This is a genomic window from Streptococcus oralis subsp. tigurinus (assembly GCF_002093545.1).
GTDB lineage: Bacteria > Bacillota > Bacilli > Lactobacillales > Streptococcaceae > Streptococcus > Streptococcus oralis_C.
This window is the reverse complement of sequence record NZ_LNVF01000001.1, coordinates 285,214-303,411: the sequence shown is the minus strand read 5'-3', so window position 1 is coordinate 303,411 and position 18,198 is coordinate 285,214. Positions and strand designations below refer to the sequence as shown.

Genomic DNA, 18,198 nt, shown 5'->3' with positions numbered 1-18,198 from the left:
CCTCTTATAAATATCCAAATGCAGCCGCATCATCCTCTACCTTTCTCCAGTCAAAAGGGGTTTCTTGATAAACTGCATAGTTTACCCAATTGCTGAAAAAGAGGGCAGCTGATGAAGACCAACAAAGACAGGGCGTCTCATTTACATCATCATTTTTAAAGTAGTTCTCTGGGATATGAGGATCGAGTCCCGCCTCATAATCACGAAAATACTCTCTTGCCAAAGTGTCACGATCATACTCCAAATGACCAAAACTATAAATCTCACGCAAATCTCGACTAGCTAAGATAGAAACCCCAACCTCAGGACCTTCTGATAGAATCTCAAGATTGGTCTTGTTTAAGATCTCTTCTTTTAAAATCTCAGTATGACGAGAATGAGGAGCTACATAGCGATCATCAAAACCTCTAAAAAGAAGGTGCCCCTCTTTTAAAGTATCCTGTGGGTAAATACCTGATAGTTTCCGATCCATCTGGTGCTTTTCAACGCCATAGCGAACATAAAGACCTGCTTGTGCACCCCAACAGATATGCAGGGTTGAAAAAACATGCGTCTTGGACCATTCGATAACCTGCTTGAATTCTTCCCAGTAATCCACCTCCTCAAAAGGCAAATGCTCCACTGGTGCTCCCGTGATAATCATTCCATCAAAGAAGTCATCCTTGACCTCTGGAAAGGTCTTATAGAAAGTTTCCATATGTTCGGCACGGGTTGTCTTGGAATGATGCGTTTCCATATATAAGAAATCAATATCTAATTGCAACGGTGTATTAGCCAAATGCCGCAAAAGTTGCGTTTCTGTTACCATCTTTTGGGGCATGAGATTTAAAATCAAAATCCTCAAGGGGCGAATATCCTGATGAGCGGCCCGTTGGTCGTCCATCACAAAGATATTTTCTGTCCTTAAAATCTCAACAGCTGGTAATTTTTTATCAATTCTAATCGGCATAACCTTCTCCTAACTGTACTCTTTTAGAAATAATTGAATGTGTTTGAAGTCAAATCTCAAACACTTAGTCCTTTTATTATACTGCAAGAAGATATAGTTTTCAATTATAGTTTTTCTCTAACTAGCTATAGTTTGTTTATATAGCAGATGAAGAGAAAACAGCCCCAAGGACTGTTTTTCATTAATAATGCATAAGTACCTTGTAATCGTAATCACCGATTTTTTCGCGGCCTTTAAGTTCATCCAGTTCAATCAAGAAAGCACAACCTGCCACAACTCCACCAAGTCTTTCGATCATTTCAATGGTTGCCTTGACAGTTCCACCTGTCGCCAAGAGGTCATCTACAATGAGAACGCGTTGACCTGGCTTGATCGCATCAGCGTGCATGGTCAAGGTATCAATACCGTACTCTTTTTCATAGTCAGCAGAAATCACTTCACGTGGCAATTTCCCTGGTTTACGAACAGGAGCAAATCCAATCCCCAACTCAAAGGCAACGGGACAGCCGACAATAAATCCACGAGCTTCTGGACCCACGATCATGTCGATCTTCTTGTCTGTTGCATACTGAACGATTTCACGAACAGCATAGCTATAAGCATTTCCATCTGCCATCAAAGGGCTGATATCACGGAAGGTAATACCTTCCTTAGGATAATTTTCAATCGTTGCGATATAATCTTTTAAATTCATCTTTTTCTTTCTTTCAAAGTTTTTACTCTCTATTATACCATATTTTCTGTGAAAGAAGAAATAGAAGATTTTTATTTGCTAATCCAAGATTTCGTCCTGCTGATTTAAGATTCAAGTTTTAATCCAACCACTGAATATAGGCTGTTTTATCTTCACTATTATAACCAGCTCCCTTATAAAAATTCTGAGTACTGGCATTTTTAGAACCTGTCAGGAGCATCATCTTATAACAATTTCCCTCTTTAGCTATTTGTTTAGCATATTCAAGACAGGCACTTGCATACCCTTTCCCTCTATCTTCTTCTCGAGTCACCACATTTTCTATCAAAGCATAGGGTCTCACACCTCTCGTCAAATTGGGAATAATGACACAAATACAGGAGGAGACTATTCTTCCTTCCACCTCTTTCACGATAACATGATGGCGCTGGTCAGAAATCATCTCACTCCATACTTGCTGCAAATGAAGACTATCTTCTGGGATATCTTTCTCATGTAAGGACAGATAGAGATTTAATAACTCAAATAAATCCTCCTGTACAGCTTCTCTCAACAATTTTATTTCCTCCAATCCTTTGTTAATAGATTTGAATAAAAAAACTCTGACCGAAGCCAGAGATTCTAGTTAATTAAAGTGAGTTTACGTCAACCTTGATACCAACACCTTGAGTAGTTGTGATAGTCAAGTTTGTTACGTAAGTTCCTTTAGCTGTAGCTGGTTTTGCTTTTTGGATTGTTTCGTTGAAAGCTTTGAAGTTTTCAACCAATTTTTCAGCTTCAAATGATACTTTACCGATGATTGCTTGAACCTTACCTGCACGGTCAGCACGGTAAGTAATCTTACCACCTTTAGACTCTTCAACTGCTTTAGCAACATCCATTGTTACAGTACCAGTTTTAGGGTTTGGCATCAAGTTACGTGGTCCAAGGACACGTCCAAGACGTCCAACAAGAGCCATCATGTCAGGTGTAGCGATAACTACGTCGAAGTCCAACCAACCGTCGTTGATTTTTGCAACAAGGTCATCTTCACCAACAAAGTCTGCACCAGCAGCTTTTGCTTCTTCAGCTTTTGCACCACGTGCGAAAACAAGAACGCGTGAAGTTTTACCAGTTCCGTTTGGCAATACCATTGCTCCACGGATTTGTTGGTCAGCTTTTTTAACGTCGATGTTCAAGTTGTAAGCAACTTCTACAGTTGCGTCAAATTTTGCAAAGTTAGTTTCTTTTGCAAGTGCTACAGCTTCTTCTACACTGTATGCTTTTGTGCTGTCAATTTTCTCAAGAGCAGCACGAAGTTGTTTGCTTTTTTTAGCCATTTTCTATTCTCTTTGTAAGTGGTTCAATCGATTTTCATCTCCCACGTCACTTCTCGAAATGATGAAGTCTTGCGGGTTTTCAGCCTATTATTTTCCTTTTCCTACTTCGTTCAGTTCCTTTACTGTACCTAAGTACAAGCCTCAGTCACTTGCCTAGTATGAAAAGCAACTAATAGACTGCTGTGAGATTTTCTACTGTGTTATTGATTAGTCAACAACAGTGAATCCCATAGAACGAGCAGTACCTTCGATCATACGCATTGCAGACTCAATGTTTGCTGCGTTCAAATCTGGCATCTTAGTTTCTGCAATTTCTTGTACTTGTGCACGAGTAACTGTAGCAACTTTAGTTTTGTTAGGCGTACCTGATCCTTTTTCAACACCTGCAGCTTTTTTCAAAAGAACAGCAGCTGGTGGTGTTTTTGTAACGAAAGTAAATGATTTGTCTTCGTATACTGAGATAACAACTGGAATGATCATACCAGCTTGGTCAGCTGTACGAGCGTTGAACTCTTTTGTGAATCCCATGATGTTGATACCAGCTTGACCAAGAGCAGGTCCAACCGGTGGAGCTGGTGTAGCTTTACCAGCTGGGATTTGCAATTTTACAAGTTTTTCGACTTTTTTAGCCATTTTTAAATCCTCCTTTGTGGTTTTGGCGGTAATGTAAGATTTTTACCTCCCACAAGTACGCTTTACACATACCCATCTATTATACACTATTTATCTAAAAATGCAAGAGAAAAATTTCTTTTTTAATCGACGTAATCTCCGCCCTCAAAGCCATAGTACTCTTCCAAACTGAGACCACTTGCAGCAATTTCTTTGGCTTCTTTTCCAACGTAGCGAAGATGCCATTCTTCCGCCATGTAGCCAGTCTCTTTTTCCTTGCCTTTGAGATAGCGAACAACAAAGCCATAGTCAGCTGCATGATCCAAGAGCCACTGAGCCGCCTTCTCCTCTGTCACTAATTCTCCATTAGTCCCAATCAAATCAAAAGCAAGACCTGTTTGGTGTTCACTGTATCCAGGGCGAGCTGAGTAGCGATCTGCTGCTTCCTTACCGTCTTGATTCACATAGTCTTGATAAAGTTTGGTTTGAGTTTCATAACTTCTAAAACCACTGTAATGATCGCTGATTGGGTAGCCAGCTGCTTGCATTGCTGCAATGAGTTTGACCAACTCTGCCTTAGCTGTTGGATTTTCGCCTGGATTATAGTCTTTTGACAAAGGATAGTGCTTATTAGCTACGACGATTTCATCGTATTTCCCTTGTATACTATAGTGATCTCCCTTATTGACAACTTCTGCCTTTTTCTGACTAGAATCTTGAGATTTGCTTCCTACAGTCCCTTCAGATTGGCTAGTCTGTTCCGTTTTTTGAGTATTTTCTTCATTTTTAGGTGTTTCTTGAGAACATGCTGCTAGGGTTACTGCTAGCAAACCGGATAAAACGATGTATCTTTTTTTCATTTTTTTCTTCCTCTCTTAAATCACATGCTTCTCTAATTCATCGGATAAGGTTTTAATCATTTGTTCCAACTCATGGAATTGCACTTGGCAATCTTCTGCCGCCATTTCTTCCCAGGGCACCCACCAGACTGGACCACGGCCATTCAATCCACGACCCCTCATATCACCTGATCGTCTTGGAAAGAGGTGCCAGTGAACGTGGGCATCTCCATTTCCTAGAAGTTCGATGTTCATCTTTTCAGCTTTAAACGCTTTGGCGACTGCTTCTTGGACCAAACTCATTTCCTCTAGAAAACGAAGTTTTTTAGAAGTCTCCATCTGATGGAGTTCTGTGACATGCTCTTTTGCCAGAAATAAGGTATAGCCCTTAAAGTATTGGTGGTCTCCAATAACAACATAGCCTGTTTCTAGTTCTTTTACAAAGTAGGGATTCTTCCCTACCTTTATCCATTCAATTCTTTGACAAATCAAGCACATATTAGTCTACCAATGCACTCTTAAGGTAAGCATCGACCATACGCTCAGTCGCCACGACCGAATCAATATGTGTTCGTTCGTAAGAGTGACTGGACTCAATACCAGCTCCAAGGAGGGCATGCTTGACCTCTGCTCCTGCTGACATAGCTGCGGAAGCATCCGAACCGTAAAATGGATAAATATCGAGCTTAAATGGAATATCTTGCTCCTTTGCCAAAGCCACTAAATGTTGACGGAAGTCGTAGTGATAGGGACCCGAAGCATCCTTGACACAGATAGACACTGTATACTCATCCGTCTGCTGGTCATCGCCCATAGCTCCCATATCGACAGCCAGATATTCTACTACCTGAGCTGGAATATTGGAGTTGGCACCGTGGCCCACCTCTTCAAAGACTGAAAAAGCAAAATGAGTTGTTACTGGCAATGCAATCCCCTCTTCCTTATAAACACGAAGAAGATTGAGCAAAATCGCTGCGCTGACTTTATCATCCAAGTGACGGGACTTGATAAAACCAGTCTCTGTCACGACAGTTCGCGGGTCAAAGCTGATAAAATCACCGACCTCAATTCCAAGAGCACGAGTTTCTTTTTCATTGGTCACTTTTGCATCCAAACGCACTTCCATATTGTCCTGTGTGCGTTCTGCAGTTCCTGCATCCTTGTAGACATGACAAGAAGTCTGGTGGATGAGGATGGTTCCAGATACCTTTTTACCTGTGCTAGCCACATGAACCGTACAGTTCTCCCCTTCAATCATGTTCCAAGGGAAACCACCGACACGGTCCATTTTGAGACGACCGTCTGGTTTGACTGCACGAACAATAGCTCCTAGCGTATCCACATGGGCAGTCACATAACGTTGTTGCTTATCTTTTTGACCTTTAATGGTCACATTGACACCGCCCTTGGCTGTACGAACCGGCTGGTAACCAAGCTCTTCTAGAGTATGGACTAGGTAGTCTGAAATCTCACGAGTAAAGCCTGTTGGAGATGCAATAGCGGTTAATTCTTTGATATAGTTTACAGTTTGATTCATTTCTTCACCTCTTTTGCTACCTATTATAGCATATTTCAGTAGAGAGGAAAAAAGAAAAATCACTCCTGTAAAGTTGACTTACAAAAGTGATTTCTATTTTTTTATTCCATCTCAAAAACATCACTCTCTTGCTTGTTTGGTAGAACCAGTGAAAGCAAGATTCCGATAATAGCTGGCACTAGCCATGGTAGAGAGGCAGCTGCAAACGGAAGAGCATTGACGAGATTTGCTAGAAACTCAATCTTAAAAGAACTTCCAAGGACGCTTGCAAGAGCAATCGCTGTAACAAGCCCAATAGTTAACTGCATACCTGGTTTTGATAGGGCGACAAACTTATTAACAATCACAATCATCACAATGGCGATGGTGATTGGGTACAAGATTACCAGTACTGGAACTGAATACTTAATGATTGCATCAAGACCAAGATTTGCAATAGCAAATCCAATCAAGGTAAAGGCAGTTGCATAGACCTTGTAGCTGATTTGTGGGAAACGTCCATTAAAGAACTCAGCTGTAGACACAATCAAGCCAACTGTCGTTGTGAAGCAGGTTACAGTTACCATAACAGCAAGGAAGAGTTGAGCTGTTGAACCAAAGATTTCCTGAGTAGCTTGCGACAAGATATAAACGCCTGGTGTTCCACCCTTCATTGCTTCTGCTAGTACCGGGAAGTGATTTCCAAGGAATCCTAAACCGATGTAAAGAGCGCTAAAGGCAAGAGCTACAACGATACCAACCACCCAAATAGTTGAAATGTACTCTTTCTTACTTGAGAATCCAAGTTGTTTCAAGGTTTGAACAGCGATTACACTAAAGGCGACTGAAGCAAGAGCATCCAAGGTATTATACCCTTCTAGGAAACCTGTCCCAAAAGCAGAGGATTGATAGGCTTCTGAGGCCGCTTGAGGACTTGTTCCACCATACTTGAAGGCACCTAGTACAACCAAGATAACGATCAACAAAGCAAAGACTGGTGTCAAGATACGTCCGATCCGATCCAAAATCTTTGATGGATTGAGTGAAATCAAATAAGCCGCTGCAAAATATAGTACGGTAAAGACAATCAATCCAAGTCCTTTATTCGCATCTGATAAAAGGGGGCTAATCCCGACTTCGTAAGCTGTTGTGGCTGTACGTGGAATGGCAAAGAAGGGACCAATCGATAAATAGAGGACTGCGAGATAAAGCGTCGCAAACCAAGGTGAGATTTTCTTAGAAATCTCATAAATGTATCCCTTAGGATTGAGAGTTCCAATAATGAGAGTCAAAACGGCGATACCGACGCCTGAAAAGACAAAACCTGCAATGGCAGGAAGAAAATGTTCTCCAGATAGGGCACCTAGAGAAGGCGGAAAAATCAAGTTCCCCGCACCAAAAAATATTCCAAACAGGAGCAAACCTGTTAGGGCACCTTTTTTAGCCATAAAGAATCTCCTTCATATTTCTAAAATACTGACCTAGTATATCACGAATAAGAGTATGAAAAAAGCATCACGAAGTAAATATTGAATGTTTTCAATATTTTTAAAAATAAGAATTATCTAAAAACAAAATCCTCCTACCTAGTACACACCAAGTAGGAGAAATGCAAAATTTTAAAGATTTTCAAAGGCCGTCATGCCACCTTGAACATTGATGATCTTATATCCATGCTCCTCTAAAAACTGGCAAGCACGAGCTGATCTCATCCCAGATTTACAAATAACATAATGTAACTGCTCCTTGTCCAACTGCTCATAAGTATCAGCCAGTTGACTAAGCGGTAAGTTGTGGGTGCCTTCTAAATGAAGCATCCTGAACTCTTCTATTTCTCTCACGTCCACTAGAGAAAGCTGACCATTTTGGTAAAGCTGGTAAAATTCATCGAAGGCTATTTCTTTCATTCTTTTTCTCCTAATACTCTTCGAAAATCAAATTCAAACCACGTCAGCGTTGCCTTACCGTACTCAAGTACAGCCTGCGGCTAGCTTCCTAGTTTGCTCTTTGATTTTCATTGACTATAAAATCGTTTTAATTCTTCTTTGCAACTCTGGCACCACTTCAGACTCAAACCAAGGATTCTTAGCCATCCAGATTTGATTACGAGGAGAAGGGTGAACTAGGGGGAAATACTTAGGCAAATAGTCTTTGTAATGTTTTACCCTTTCTGTCACCTTGCCACTGATCTTCTCCTGTAAATAATAGGCTTGGGCATATTGCCCAATCAAAAGGGTCAATTCAATATTTGGACATTCCTTGAGGAGTTGTGGGTGCCATTTTTCGGCAAAGCCTTTACGAGGTGGAAGGTCGCCTGATTTTCCATGTCCTGGGAAATAAAAGTCCATGGGAATAACTGCAAACAACCCCGAATTGTAAAAGGTGTCTTCATCAACACCTAGCCACTCACGCAGACGATCACCACTCTTATCCTTCCAATAAATTCCAGCTTCTTGCGTTTTAAAGCCCGGAGCTTGACCGACAATATTGATACGAGCAGTTGTTGGCGCTGCAAAGAGAGGTTCGATTCCGCGTTCTGTATAGCTGGTATTCTGTGGATCCGCCATAATGGCTTGCTTGATTCTTTCGATTTGAGACATCTGTTTTCCCTCCAAAAAGAAGTCTAAGCATAAAATCTCAGACTTCTATCGTTTTATTTGATTAATTCATAGATAGCTTCTGCATAGATTGCTGCTGCTCGGAAGAGATCGTCCAAGGCGATGAATTCATTGGCTTGGTGCATGGTATCAATAGAATCTGGGAACATAGCACCGTAGGCAACACCACGTTCTAGCAAACGGCCGAAGGTTCCACCACCAATGACTTGCTCGTGACCTTTAAGACCAGTTTGTTTTTCATAGACATTCAACAAGGTTTGAACGAGTGGATCTTCCATTGGCACATAGTGAGGGGTGTGACCGTGTTCAGAAAGACTAACAGAAGCAACTGGCAAGCTTTCAAGAACTGATTTGATTTGCTCTGGACTTGTTCCTTTTGGATAACGGAAGTTGAGGGCAATGGTATTATCAGTACTTGCTTCGTCAAAGCGGAAAACACCCGCATTCATAGAAAGGGCACCCATCTTTTCATCAACATGAGCAACCTTGAGATTTTCACCCTCATGATCATTCAAGAGAATCTTACCAGCGATGTCGAGGTAGTCTTTGGCTAGTCCAGCAAAGTCAAATTGGCTGAGGAAGAGTGCTAGGTAGGTAGCTCCATTGACACCTGAAGCAGGCATAGCACCATGAGCTGATTTACCAATCACAGTCACCTTGTACTGACCGTTTTCTTCTTTGATTTCTCCTCTGAGTTTGTACTCTTCAACAAAGGCATCTAATTTAGCTTGCAAGTCAGCCAGGTCACCTGAAACAACTGCTGTCGCTGATTCAGGTACCATGTTTTCACGTAAACCACCTGTAAAACTGTGAAGACGGGCAGCACCAGTATTTTCACCCGCAAAGTGAAGATATTCTGTGATATTTCCTTTTTCACCGTTGATGATAGGGAATTCAGCATCTGGAGAGAAACCAAAGTCTGGTTTCGCAAGCCCTACATGTTCAAAGTAGTAGTCCATGTCTGCCCAGCCAGATTCTTCGTCTGTTCCGACGATGAAACGAACTTTTTTAGAAGTTGGAAGGCCCAGTTCTTTGATGATTTTCAAACCATAATAGCAAGCTGTTGTAGGGCCCTTGTCGTCAGATGCTCCACGCGCATAGAGGCGACCGTCTTTGATAGTTGGTGTATAAGGGTCTGTATCCCAACCGCTACCAGCTGGTACCACGTCCATATGGGCAAAGATTCCGAGAACTTCTTCCCCTTCACCAAACTCAAAATGTCCTGCGTAGTTATCAACATTTTGAGTTGGATAGCCATCGCGGTCTGCGATCTCAAGGAATTTTTCTAAGGCTTTTACTGGACCAGATCCAAATGGATGCTGAGCGTCAGCCTTGCTGTCGTCACGTTCTGAGTTGATTTCCAAAAGGCTAAACAAGTCAGCCAAGAGGTCTTCTTTGCGTTTTTCTACTTCTGCTGTAAAATCAATTGCTGTCATTTTTTTCTTCCTTCTATCTTTTCTCGATGATTTCATCTACTGGCAAGCGGTAGCTTGGTTCCAATTTTTCGTCTGTGTAACCCACTGTAATCAAGAGTTCTGGGCGGAAACGGTCTTCGATGTTCAAAACCTCATTGGCTTTTGATTTATCAAAACCAAGGATAATGTTAGAACCGATTCCTTGGTCTGTAAGAGCCAAAACCAAATTCATGGCAACCAAACCTGCATTGAGTGCTAGGTAGTCGCTGACCTGTTGTTCACTGTAACGTGCAAATTCAGCAGGCAAATTTTTCATAAAGTATTGAAGTTGCTCTTCTGAGAAATTCTTTGCACCACCAACACGGGCAATCTTGCGAGCACGTTTAGCAAGGTCCGTATCTGTAAACAAGGCAATGGTTACAGGTGCTGATGACACCTGCTCAAAGTTCGAACCGTATGCCAATTTTGCCAATTCAGCATTTTTCTCACGAACGACTACAAACTTCCATGGCTGGCTGTTATGGGCACTTGGAGCTAAGGTTGCGATTTCAATAGCCGTACGTACATCTTTGGGATCCACCGGCTTATCAGTGAAATGTTTGGTTGCATGACGTTTTTTATTTAATTCAAGAAATTTCATGATCGATTTCCTTTTCTAATTCTACTGCTTCCATTTTACCATATTTTGAAAGAGCTTGCAGAGATTTTTCATAGAGTTAGTACTTCTTTCAAACTCTCTACTATTCACTTGTAGCTCTTTAAGTAGGTATCGTTTTGGATTTAAACAAATCAAAAAGCAGGTGATAACTCACCTACTTTCTCATATTATTGACCAGATGTGTATGGAGCAACTGCTTTATAAGCCGCTTCCAGCGCTTTCTTCATTGTGTCACGTCCAGTTTTCAACTGTTGAACAAATAGAGTACGCGTTTGTTCTGGCACTACTGTATCATCAGAACCAATACTTGAAAGGCTTTCGTTAAATGACTCTCTTACAGTCTCCATAGACTTAAGCGCTGGTTCAACTTGGGCGTTATATGCTTCTTTTCCACTCTCTGGAATTTTTTCCCCAATTTCAACTGCATGCTTTTTATAATTGTCGACTAGTTTACCAAAGACTTTCTTCACATCTCCAACAGTTTTAGCATTGTCAATTTCTTCATCGGTGATCAAAACAACCTCATTATTTTCTGTCTTTGAACTAGACGTTGTTGATGAAGTCTCTGAAGAAGAAGTTTGTTCTACAGAGCTTGAAGCCTTAGTCGAAGAATCAGACGTTGTTTTCCCTGAACATGCTGCTAAAACAACAACAGATAAAAGAGCCATACTGGCTGTAATAATTTTCTTCATAATGTTCTCCTTTTTATTAAGAATTGAGTTCATTGTATAACAAAATAATTTCAATGTCAAACTTTAGCTAAGGCATCTTTTCTTCCTCATCGTCTGACTCTTTTCTAAGCGATTCGACTACAAACCTCACTTCAAAATATGGGCTACCCGCTTTATTTCTAACTTTGCAGAAAATCAAAATAATCTTTTACATCCTCTACATACCCGTGCTTTTCGATTAAACTAGCCAAAAGTTCCAAATTGTGCCCCTGATAGTTATCTTCACGACGTAGTTCTTCATACATTTCGATAAAGGGAAGGCCCTGAGACTTAGCCAATTCTAACTCCGCTTCATAATCATAAGCGACTTTACGAAACAGGATATTTATCAATTCCCCATTTTCGACTTCTATCACAGCATACTGGGCACGGTGATTTTTCAGTGCTTGCCAATCAAAATAAGGCATGCCAATCGTACCTGGATTGATGATTTGTTGCCCTTGACTTCCATAACGAAGCAACTGCTTGTGAACATGACCATAGACTGCCACGTCCGTTTCCGCATCTAGGAGTTGGTCAAATTTATCTGTATCATTCCCAACAGACAAGTCCCCACCATAGTTTTTTTCAGGTAAATTATGAGAAAGAGAAAAGCGCAGTCCGTCAACTTCTTTCTTTTCCAGCAAAGGCAAGCTTCGTAGCCAGACAATCGTTGCAGGATCCATTCGCTCCATCAAAAACTGGGTTAATCGCATGAGCTGGACTTCCTGTGGGTCTTCTAAGCCATATTGCCCATCTAAAGCCTCTAAGACACAATCATCCCAATTGCCTCGAACACTTGCCGTGATAGGAAGATTCTTTAGCAGAGCAACAAGATCATTTGCACCTGGACCAGGTAGAAAAATATCTCCCAGAAGCCAATATTCACTGACTCCTTGAGTTTTAGCATCTACAATCACTGCTTCTAGTGCCGTTGCATTGCCATGAATATCTGATAAAATTGCGATTTTATGGTTCATGATGATTTTCCTTTTTCTATTTCATCTAGCCAATTGTGAAACTCCCAACGAAGAGGATCTTCCTTGCCTATTCTTTGTCTCAAATAACCTTGATATTGAAGATAGAAAGCGTAATCTCCCCAACCACTCCACACTTGAGAAGGTCTTGGGATACACAACTGTTTGTTTGCCCTCTCTAACACGATATTATCTATCGGTACGTGTAAAAAAGGAAAAACGGAGTCTAGGGTTACAGCTTCAAGCATATACAGATACTTGAACGTCATATTAATCCACTTTTGAGCATGACCATAAGTGAATCGAATCCCATTTGAGCGATAGCAATCTATCAGAACATCACAAGTCCTATGATGCCAACTATCAAAATCAGTTTGACACAGCTTGTCCCGATTCAAGAGATTTAAAATCGCTTCTTTGATACACTTAGAAGCTTGATTTCTCATTTCCAAGCGCTGTTCATCTGACATGCCATGAAATCGCAAGGTTCGATTAAAATCAAGATAGGCTCGAGTAGTTGCAGCCAAAAATAAATCTTTTGAATTCCCAAAGTAAGCAAATCGTAAAAAAAGGAGTATATCTCTGTCAATCTCAATCCTATTCATTTCTTCTACTTTCTATCTAGATACTTATTTCAATTCTTTTAATGGTTCCGCCACTTGAGCCAATTCTACTTCTTCCTGAGGGTTCAACTTCCTCTGAACTGCTTCTGCGACTGCTCTTGGCACACCAACTCCGACAATCTCATCCACACTAGCTTCCTTGATTTTAGTGAGAGACTTGAAATGCTTCATGAGATTCTGCTTGCGTTTAGGTCCCAATCCTTCAATCCCATCCAATTGTGATGAAAAGGAGTTTTTGGAGCGCAGTTGCCGGTGGAAGGTGATAGCAAAGCGGTGAACCTCATCTTGGATGCGTTGGAGCAGGAAAAATTCCTGAGAATTGCGAGATAACTCTACCACTTCCAGTGGATCTCCAAAGAGCAGTTCATGGGTTTGATGCTTGTCATTCTTTTGCAGACCTGCAATTGGAATATCCAAACCTAGCTCTTCTTGGATGACTTGCTTAGCGATATTGACCTGACCCTGTCCCCCATCAATGACAATCAAATCTGGTGGGGTCAAACCTTCTCGTTGAACTCGACCATAACGTCTGCGAATGACTTCACGCATACTGGCATAATCATCTGGACCGACAACCGTTTTTATCTTGTACTTTCGGTAGTCTTTTTTACTCGGTTTGCCATTGACAAAGACCACCATAGCAGACACCGGACTGGTCCCCATGATGTTGGAGTTGTCAAAAGACTCAATGCGAACCGGAGTTGGTATTTGAAGCAAGCGTCCTAGATTTTCAATAGCTCCTTGTGTCTTTTCGACAGATTTTTCTAGCAGATTGAACTTCTGCTCCAGACTAACACGGGCATTTTTTATGGCTAGATTGACCAGCTGTTTTTTCTCTCCACGCTGGGGTTTGACAATCTTAGTATCCACCAAGGCCTTGACTGCTTCTTGGTCAATATCCTGCGGAATCAATACTTCATTGGGAACCAGGTGAGATTTTTCTTGATAGAATTGTCCCACATAGGTCAAGAAGTCCTCATCCGGATCATTGTAGTAGGGGAAAAGATTGACATCCCGCTCGATGAGTTTTCCTTGACGGACAAAGAAAACCTGAACACACATCCAACCCTTGTCCACATAGTAGCCAAATACATCCCGATTTTGGAGATCCTTGGCCATAACCCGTTGCTTAGTCCGAAGCGTTCCAATAGCCTGAATCAGGTCTCGGTATTCCGCCGCACGTTCAAATTCCATACTTTGAGCTGCCTTTGCCATCTTACCCTTGAGGTCATTGATGATTTTGTCATCCTGTCCTTTTAGGAAATCAGAAACCTCCTGAGCCATGGACTTGAAATAGGCCTCACCCTTCTTACAGATGGTGTGAGCCATACATTGGCCGATATGGTAGTAAAAACAGACCTTAGACGGTGGATTAGTACACTTACGAAAAGGGAAAATCCGATCCAGCAGTCGCTTGATTTCATTAGCTGCCCCCACATCTGGATAAGGGCCAAAATAAAGACCACCGTCCTTTTTGACCTGACGGGTGATAATAAGCCGTGGATAGCGCTCATTGGTGATTTTGATAAAAGGATAGGACTTATCATCCTTGAGCATGATATTGTACTTGGGCTTGTTTTCCTTGATGAGGTTGATTTCCAGCAGAAGGGCCTCGATATTAGACTCGGTAACGATAAATTCAAAATCTACAATCTCAGATACCAGAGCCTCCGTCTTGGTATCATGACTTCCACGGAAATAGGAACGCACGCGATTGCGCAGATTTTTAGCCTTTCCTACATAGATAATGGTGCCATTTTTATCCTTGTGAATGTAGCATCCAGGACTAGTCGGCAAGAGCTCCAGTTTTGATTTGATCAAGTTATTCATAGTTCCATTATAGCAAAAAGCCTGTAACAGGACGAACAAAAAGCCCCACCAATCGCTTGATGGAGGAGCTTTGATTTCATTTCAGGTTGCACCGACTTCATCTAGTCGCTACTGGTATAGAGTTCTTGAACGGCTTTCACATCCCGAGGCTGAATCCCATAGTAGGAACCTGCTGGCTTCATGACAGAAGTTTCGTTGGTATGATCCAATCCGATGGCATGCCCCAGCTCGTGCTCCGCCGTGTGCACAATCCGTTCATAAGAATATCCATAGTTTGGATTGGATAGATAATAGTGATTCAGGCGAACCGTTACAGATATTAATTGATTGGTTAACAAATTGGTTTGACTCTCGGCTTGACCAGCTACAGCGGTCGATCCATCATTCATCTCACTTGCCACAATATCTGTCTGGCTAGGATCCGCAACCACCTCAAAGGTAAAGGCTCCCGTTTGATTCCAGTTTTTTATAGCTTCTGCATAGGCACCTTGGAAGGTCTCATCCATTTGAGGCTCAATATAGATGCGAGCTGAGGCCTGAGCCCACTTGCCTTCTGCATGTTGGTGACTGTCTGTCTGAGACAAGACTTCTAGCGTTCCCGTCTCCTTCCATTGATTCCAGCCACCTTGACCAATCTTGCTCATTTTTTCAACCTGATTGACCGCAGAATGAAAATCACCAGACAGATACCAAACCACTCCAAAAGCAATGAGCAGTAGAATGACCACGGTCCAAACCAGACGCCAGAAGAAACGCCAAATTCCCAAAAGAAATCGGAAGAATAATCGAATAATCCAGAACATGACGCTCCACCTTTCATAAAAATAAGAACCTATCTTGAAATCGATGGTCTCCCATAATCAAGATAGATTCTCTATTTTACTGAAGAAAGCTGAAAGAAACCTAAAACTAAGATAAGCGCTCTTCCAAGGCAAAGTCAATTGGTAGAGTAGCCAAAAAACGCTCCAATTGTTTTTCCCAGTAGTACCACTCGTGCTTGCCTAGACTGTGACTATAGGTCACTTCAAAACCAAGTTTTTTGAGGTTTTTCACTGCGAGATTATTGGCAGAGTATAGATAGTCTTGCTCCCCACACCAAGCCCATAGTTTGGTCTTTTTATCCGATTTCGCAGCGATAGTTTCCAGCGAATGAGGACTAGCTGTCCAGTCTTTAATCTCTCCAAAAACTCCTCTCCAGTAGGCAAGTGACCCCAGATCTTGACTTTCAGGAGAAAATTCTTGAAAACTGAGCGCACCAGAAAAACTAGCCGCATGAGAAAAACGATTTGTCGCTAGAGCGAGTTTGAAGGAACCATAGCCACCCATGGACAGACCTGCTATGAAGGTCTTTTCTCGCTTGCTGGTCATATTGGGGAAGAAACGTTTCATAACCTGAGGCAACTCTTCTGCTAGAGCAGTAAAGTAGTTAAAACCATACTGAGTATCTGTGTACCAGCCATTGTTTGTATTGGGCATGATAACAATGAGATTGGTCCCGCGCAACAAGCGTTCGACATTGGTACGTTTGAACCAGCTATTTTGGTTTCCTGACATTCCGTGCAAAAGATAAAGGACAGGAATATCTGTGCAATCTGGTTCAGTCACCCGACTGCCATCTGGATAGAGTACGGTAACACCCCACTCCATATCCAAAACTTCTGAGTAATACTCAATATTCATAACTGCCATGAATCTCTCCTTTTACTATTCTATAAGAAAAAGCCGAGTTTCGACTTTTTCTGTAGGTATTCTGCTTATTATTTTGCTTCCATCACGACTGGCAAGATTGCTGGGCGACGCTTGGTTTGATCAAAGAGGTACTTGGTCAGATTGTCACGAACCTTGCCTTTGAGATCTGCCCAATCAAAGTCGTCACCTTGAAGATACTCTTCTACCGTTTGGTTAATCAATTCGGAACTTTCACGGAGAATGTCGCGACTCTTCTTAAGGTAGATAAATCCACGCGTATGAACACGAGCCTTAGCCACAATCTTCTTCTCACGACGGTTAACAGTGATGGCCACGATAAAGATTCCATCCTCTGACAAGACCTTACGGTCGCGAAGAACGACATTCCCAACATCACCGATGGCATTTCCATCAATCAAGACATCACCTGCAGAAACTCCGCCAGCAGGAACAAAGTCTCCATGTTCATAGGACATGGTCGTTCCCTTTTTAGGGATGAAAATGCGTTCTGGCAACATTCCAACTGCCATGGCAGCCTTGGCATGCGCATCCAACTCACGGTATTCCCCTTGAATAGGGAAGAGGTAGTTTGGTTGCAAAAGATTGATCATCAACTGCAAATCACGCGCATTCCCGTGTCCAGATACTCGCAAGCTTTGGGTAATGAGTTTAACCACACCACCAGCTTGGTAGATCATATTTTCCACACGCGCCATGACAGCTTCTTTGGCGATAGATGGAGTCGTTACGATATAGACCAGATCCCCATCTTTGATTTCCACATAACGGTGGCGTCCGATAGACATCTTGCGAAGTCCATTGATGGGTTCACCCATACGACCTGTCTCTAGGATAATCAACTCATGGTCTTCAAAACGAGACATTTCTTTTGGTTTAATCAAAAGGCTTTCATTAGCTAGAGACAATTTTTTGAGACGAATCGCTGTACGAACGATATTTTCAACATCAAATCCAGTCAAAACGACTCGGCGGCCAGTCTCCGCAGCCGCATCAAAAACCTGCTGGATACGAGAAAGGTTGCTGGCAACCGCTGCAACGATGATACGGCCGTCCCAGTCAGCGATGGTTTGGGTAATTTCATCCCCAACTTCACTCTCACTCGCTACCTGGATATTGCTGTCCGCATTCGCCGAATCACTAAGAAGAGCCAAGACACCATCACGACCGATTTCGGCTAAACGCGCAAAATCCGTCGCATAGGATTCACTAGCCGTCTGGTCAAATTTGAAGTCGCCTGTGTAAACAATGTTCCCTTTTGGTGTTTTTAACACAACTCCCAGACTTTCTGGGATAGAGTGAGTCGTACGGAAGAAGGAAACCACCGTTCCCCCAAAGTCAATCTCCGTGTTTTCATCAATCACATGGAAGTCATTGAATTTCTTAACCGTATCATTTCCTTTGACAAAGAGTTTCGCCAACTCAATGGTCAACTCAGAACCAAACACAGGCACCTTAGCCTCTGCCAAGAGATAAGGCAGGGCACCAATGGCATCCGCATGCCCGTGAGTCAAGAAGACCCCTGCGATACGGTCGCTATTTTCAAAAAGGTAGTCCATGTTTGGAATGACGACATCAACCCCTAGTTGTTCATTTTCAGGGTATTTAAGCCCTGCATCCAAAACAAAGATAGATTCATCGATTTCAGCAATGTACATATTTTTCCCATTTTCTCGTACACCACCTAGTGTTGTTAAACTGATATTACTCATTTTCCCTCCGAAACTTAAT

The 18,198-nt window shown here is 42.0% G+C and carries 20 protein-coding genes; all 20 read right to left on the bottom strand.

What is annotated here, in order from left to right; genetic code table 11:
* Positions 1-4 precede the first annotated feature (4 nt).
* Complete coding sequence (gene metA / locus ATE34_RS01465) at positions 5-949, bottom strand: homoserine O-acetyltransferase MetA (RefSeq protein ID WP_061597898.1); 945 nt, start codon at positions 947-949, stop codon at positions 5-7.
* Positions 950-1,130: 181 nt separating this feature from the next.
* Complete coding sequence (locus tag ATE34_RS01460; RefSeq protein ID WP_001049316.1) at positions 1,131-1,643, bottom strand: adenine phosphoribosyltransferase; 513 nt, start codon at positions 1,641-1,643, stop codon at positions 1,131-1,133.
* Between the two features lie 118 nt (positions 1,644-1,761).
* The gene (locus tag ATE34_RS01455; RefSeq protein WP_084910783.1) at positions 1,762-2,199 is read right to left on the bottom strand and encodes a GNAT family N-acetyltransferase; all 438 of its coding nucleotides are present in this window, start codon (positions 2,197-2,199) and stop codon (positions 1,762-1,764) included.
* Between the two features lie 73 nt (positions 2,200-2,272).
* A complete protein-coding gene (gene rplA, locus ATE34_RS01450) occupies positions 2,273-2,962 on the bottom strand; it encodes a 50S ribosomal protein L1 (RefSeq protein ID WP_084910781.1) in 690 nt (229 codons plus the stop codon).
* Between the two features lie 207 nt (positions 2,963-3,169).
* Positions 3,170-3,595: a 50S ribosomal protein L11 gene (gene rplK, locus ATE34_RS01445; protein WP_001085808.1), complete on the bottom strand. Its 426-nt coding sequence runs from the start codon at positions 3,593-3,595 to the stop codon at positions 3,170-3,172.
* Positions 3,596-3,717: 122 nt separating this feature from the next.
* On the bottom strand, positions 3,718-4,434 hold the full coding sequence (gene ldcB / locus ATE34_RS01440) for an LD-carboxypeptidase LdcB/DacB (protein WP_061597900.1): 717 nt from the start codon (positions 4,432-4,434) through the stop codon (positions 3,718-3,720).
* A 15-nt stretch (positions 4,435-4,449) separates the two neighbouring features.
* Entirely contained in the window at positions 4,450-4,911 is a 462-nt protein-coding gene (locus tag ATE34_RS01435; protein ID WP_061597901.1) for an HIT family protein, read from the bottom strand.
* 1 nt (position 4,912) lies between these two features.
* The gene (locus ATE34_RS01430; RefSeq protein ID WP_061597902.1) at positions 4,913-5,950 is read right to left on the bottom strand and encodes a M42 family metallopeptidase; all 1,038 of its coding nucleotides are present in this window, start codon (positions 5,948-5,950) and stop codon (positions 4,913-4,915) included.
* Positions 5,951-6,051: 101 nt separating this feature from the next.
* Positions 6,052-7,377: a branched-chain amino acid transport system II carrier protein gene (gene brnQ, locus ATE34_RS01425; protein WP_061597903.1), complete on the bottom strand. Its 1,326-nt coding sequence runs from the start codon at positions 7,375-7,377 to the stop codon at positions 6,052-6,054.
* A 171-nt stretch (positions 7,378-7,548) separates the two neighbouring features.
* On the bottom strand, positions 7,549-7,836 hold the full coding sequence (locus ATE34_RS01420; RefSeq protein WP_084910779.1) for a rhodanese-like domain-containing protein: 288 nt from the start codon (positions 7,834-7,836) through the stop codon (positions 7,549-7,551).
* Positions 7,837-7,950: 114 nt separating this feature from the next.
* Entirely contained in the window at positions 7,951-8,529 is a 579-nt protein-coding gene (locus tag ATE34_RS01410) for a uracil-DNA glycosylase family protein (protein WP_084910777.1), read from the bottom strand.
* A gap of 53 nt (positions 8,530-8,582) precedes the next feature.
* Positions 8,583-9,983: a dipeptidase PepV gene (gene pepV, locus ATE34_RS01405; protein ID WP_084910775.1), complete on the bottom strand. Its 1,401-nt coding sequence runs from the start codon at positions 9,981-9,983 to the stop codon at positions 8,583-8,585.
* Positions 9,984-9,996: 13 nt separating this feature from the next.
* Positions 9,997-10,602: a nitroreductase family protein gene (locus ATE34_RS01400; RefSeq protein WP_000670154.1), complete on the bottom strand. Its 606-nt coding sequence runs from the start codon at positions 10,600-10,602 to the stop codon at positions 9,997-9,999.
* Between the two features lie 185 nt (positions 10,603-10,787).
* Complete coding sequence (locus ATE34_RS01395) at positions 10,788-11,312, bottom strand: hypothetical protein (RefSeq protein WP_000720912.1); 525 nt, start codon at positions 11,310-11,312, stop codon at positions 10,788-10,790.
* 158 nt (positions 11,313-11,470) lie between these two features.
* Positions 11,471-12,310, bottom strand: a complete 840-nt coding sequence (locus ATE34_RS01390; RefSeq protein WP_084910773.1) for a metallophosphoesterase family protein — start codon at positions 12,308-12,310, stop codon at positions 11,471-11,473.
* A complete protein-coding gene (locus ATE34_RS01385) occupies positions 12,307-12,912 on the bottom strand; it encodes a hypothetical protein (protein WP_084910771.1) in 606 nt (201 codons plus the stop codon). Before ATE34_RS01385 ends, ATE34_RS01390 begins: the two co-directional genes overlap by 4 nt.
* A gap of 24 nt (positions 12,913-12,936) precedes the next feature.
* On the bottom strand, positions 12,937-14,760 hold the full coding sequence (gene uvrC / locus ATE34_RS01380; protein WP_061597911.1) for an excinuclease ABC subunit UvrC: 1,824 nt from the start codon (positions 14,758-14,760) through the stop codon (positions 12,937-12,939).
* A gap of 101 nt (positions 14,761-14,861) precedes the next feature.
* Positions 14,862-15,563, bottom strand: a complete 702-nt coding sequence (locus ATE34_RS01375) for a M57 family metalloprotease (RefSeq protein WP_061597912.1) — start codon at positions 15,561-15,563, stop codon at positions 14,862-14,864.
* 106 nt (positions 15,564-15,669) lie between these two features.
* A complete protein-coding gene (locus ATE34_RS01370) occupies positions 15,670-16,449 on the bottom strand; it encodes an alpha/beta hydrolase (protein ID WP_084910769.1) in 780 nt (259 codons plus the stop codon).
* A gap of 68 nt (positions 16,450-16,517) precedes the next feature.
* Positions 16,518-18,179 carry a ribonuclease J gene (locus ATE34_RS01365; RefSeq protein WP_061597914.1) on the bottom strand — a complete coding sequence of 554 codons (1,662 nt, stop codon included), beginning with the start codon at positions 18,177-18,179 and terminating at the stop codon, positions 16,518-16,520.
* Positions 18,180-18,198: the final 19 nt, after the last annotated feature.

What these genes read in the sequence shown, in the direction of transcription:
- ATE34_RS01460 (WP_001049316.1), bottom strand. Translation starts at nt 1,643, where the DNA reads ATGAATTTAAAAGATTATATCGCAACGATTGAAAATTATCCTAAGGAA.
- rplA (WP_084910781.1), bottom strand. Translation starts at nt 2,962, where the DNA reads ATGGCTAAAAAAAGCAAACAACTTCGTGCTGCTCTTGAGAAAATTGAC.
- ATE34_RS01430 (WP_061597902.1), bottom strand. Translation starts at nt 5,950, where the DNA reads ATGAATCAAACTGTAAACTATATCAAAGAATTAACCGCTATTGCATCT.
- ATE34_RS01420 (WP_084910779.1), bottom strand. Translation starts at nt 7,836, where the DNA reads ATGAAAGAAATAGCCTTCGATGAATTTTACCAGCTTTACCAAAATGGT.
- brnQ (WP_061597903.1), bottom strand. Translation starts at nt 7,377, where the DNA reads ATGGCTAAAAAAGGTGCCCTAACAGGTTTGCTCCTGTTTGGAATATTT.
- ATE34_RS01395 (WP_000720912.1), bottom strand. Translation starts at nt 11,312, where the DNA reads ATGAAGAAAATTATTACAGCCAGTATGGCTCTTTTATCTGTTGTTGTT.
- ATE34_RS01390 (WP_084910773.1), bottom strand. Translation starts at nt 12,310, where the DNA reads ATGAACCATAAAATCGCAATTTTATCAGATATTCATGGCAATGCAACG.
- pepV (WP_084910775.1), bottom strand. Translation starts at nt 9,983, where the DNA reads ATGACAGCAATTGATTTTACAGCAGAAGTAGAAAAACGCAAAGAAGAC.
- metA (WP_061597898.1), bottom strand. Translation starts at nt 949, where the DNA reads ATGCCGATTAGAATTGATAAAAAATTACCAGCTGTTGAGATTTTAAGG.
- ATE34_RS01365 (WP_061597914.1), bottom strand. Translation starts at nt 18,179, where the DNA reads ATGAGTAATATCAGTTTAACAACACTAGGTGGTGTACGAGAAAATGGG.
- ATE34_RS01435 (WP_061597901.1), bottom strand. Translation starts at nt 4,911, where the DNA reads ATGTGCTTGATTTGTCAAAGAATTGAATGGATAAAGGTAGGGAAGAAT.
- ATE34_RS01385 (WP_084910771.1), bottom strand. Translation starts at nt 12,912, where the DNA reads ATGAATAGGATTGAGATTGACAGAGATATACTCCTTTTTTTACGATTT.
- uvrC (WP_061597911.1), bottom strand. Translation starts at nt 14,760, where the DNA reads ATGAATAACTTGATCAAATCAAAACTGGAGCTCTTGCCGACTAGTCCT.
- rplK (WP_001085808.1), bottom strand. Translation starts at nt 3,595, where the DNA reads ATGGCTAAAAAAGTCGAAAAACTTGTAAAATTGCAAATCCCAGCTGGT.
- ATE34_RS01370 (WP_084910769.1), bottom strand. Translation starts at nt 16,449, where the DNA reads ATGGCAGTTATGAATATTGAGTATTACTCAGAAGTTTTGGATATGGAG.
- ATE34_RS01375 (WP_061597912.1), bottom strand. Translation starts at nt 15,563, where the DNA reads ATGTTCTGGATTATTCGATTATTCTTCCGATTTCTTTTGGGAATTTGG.
- ATE34_RS01410 (WP_084910777.1), bottom strand. Translation starts at nt 8,529, where the DNA reads ATGTCTCAAATCGAAAGAATCAAGCAAGCCATTATGGCGGATCCACAG.
- ldcB (WP_061597900.1), bottom strand. Translation starts at nt 4,434, where the DNA reads ATGAAAAAAAGATACATCGTTTTATCCGGTTTGCTAGCAGTAACCCTA.
- ATE34_RS01400 (WP_000670154.1), bottom strand. Translation starts at nt 10,602, where the DNA reads ATGAAATTTCTTGAATTAAATAAAAAACGTCATGCAACCAAACATTTC.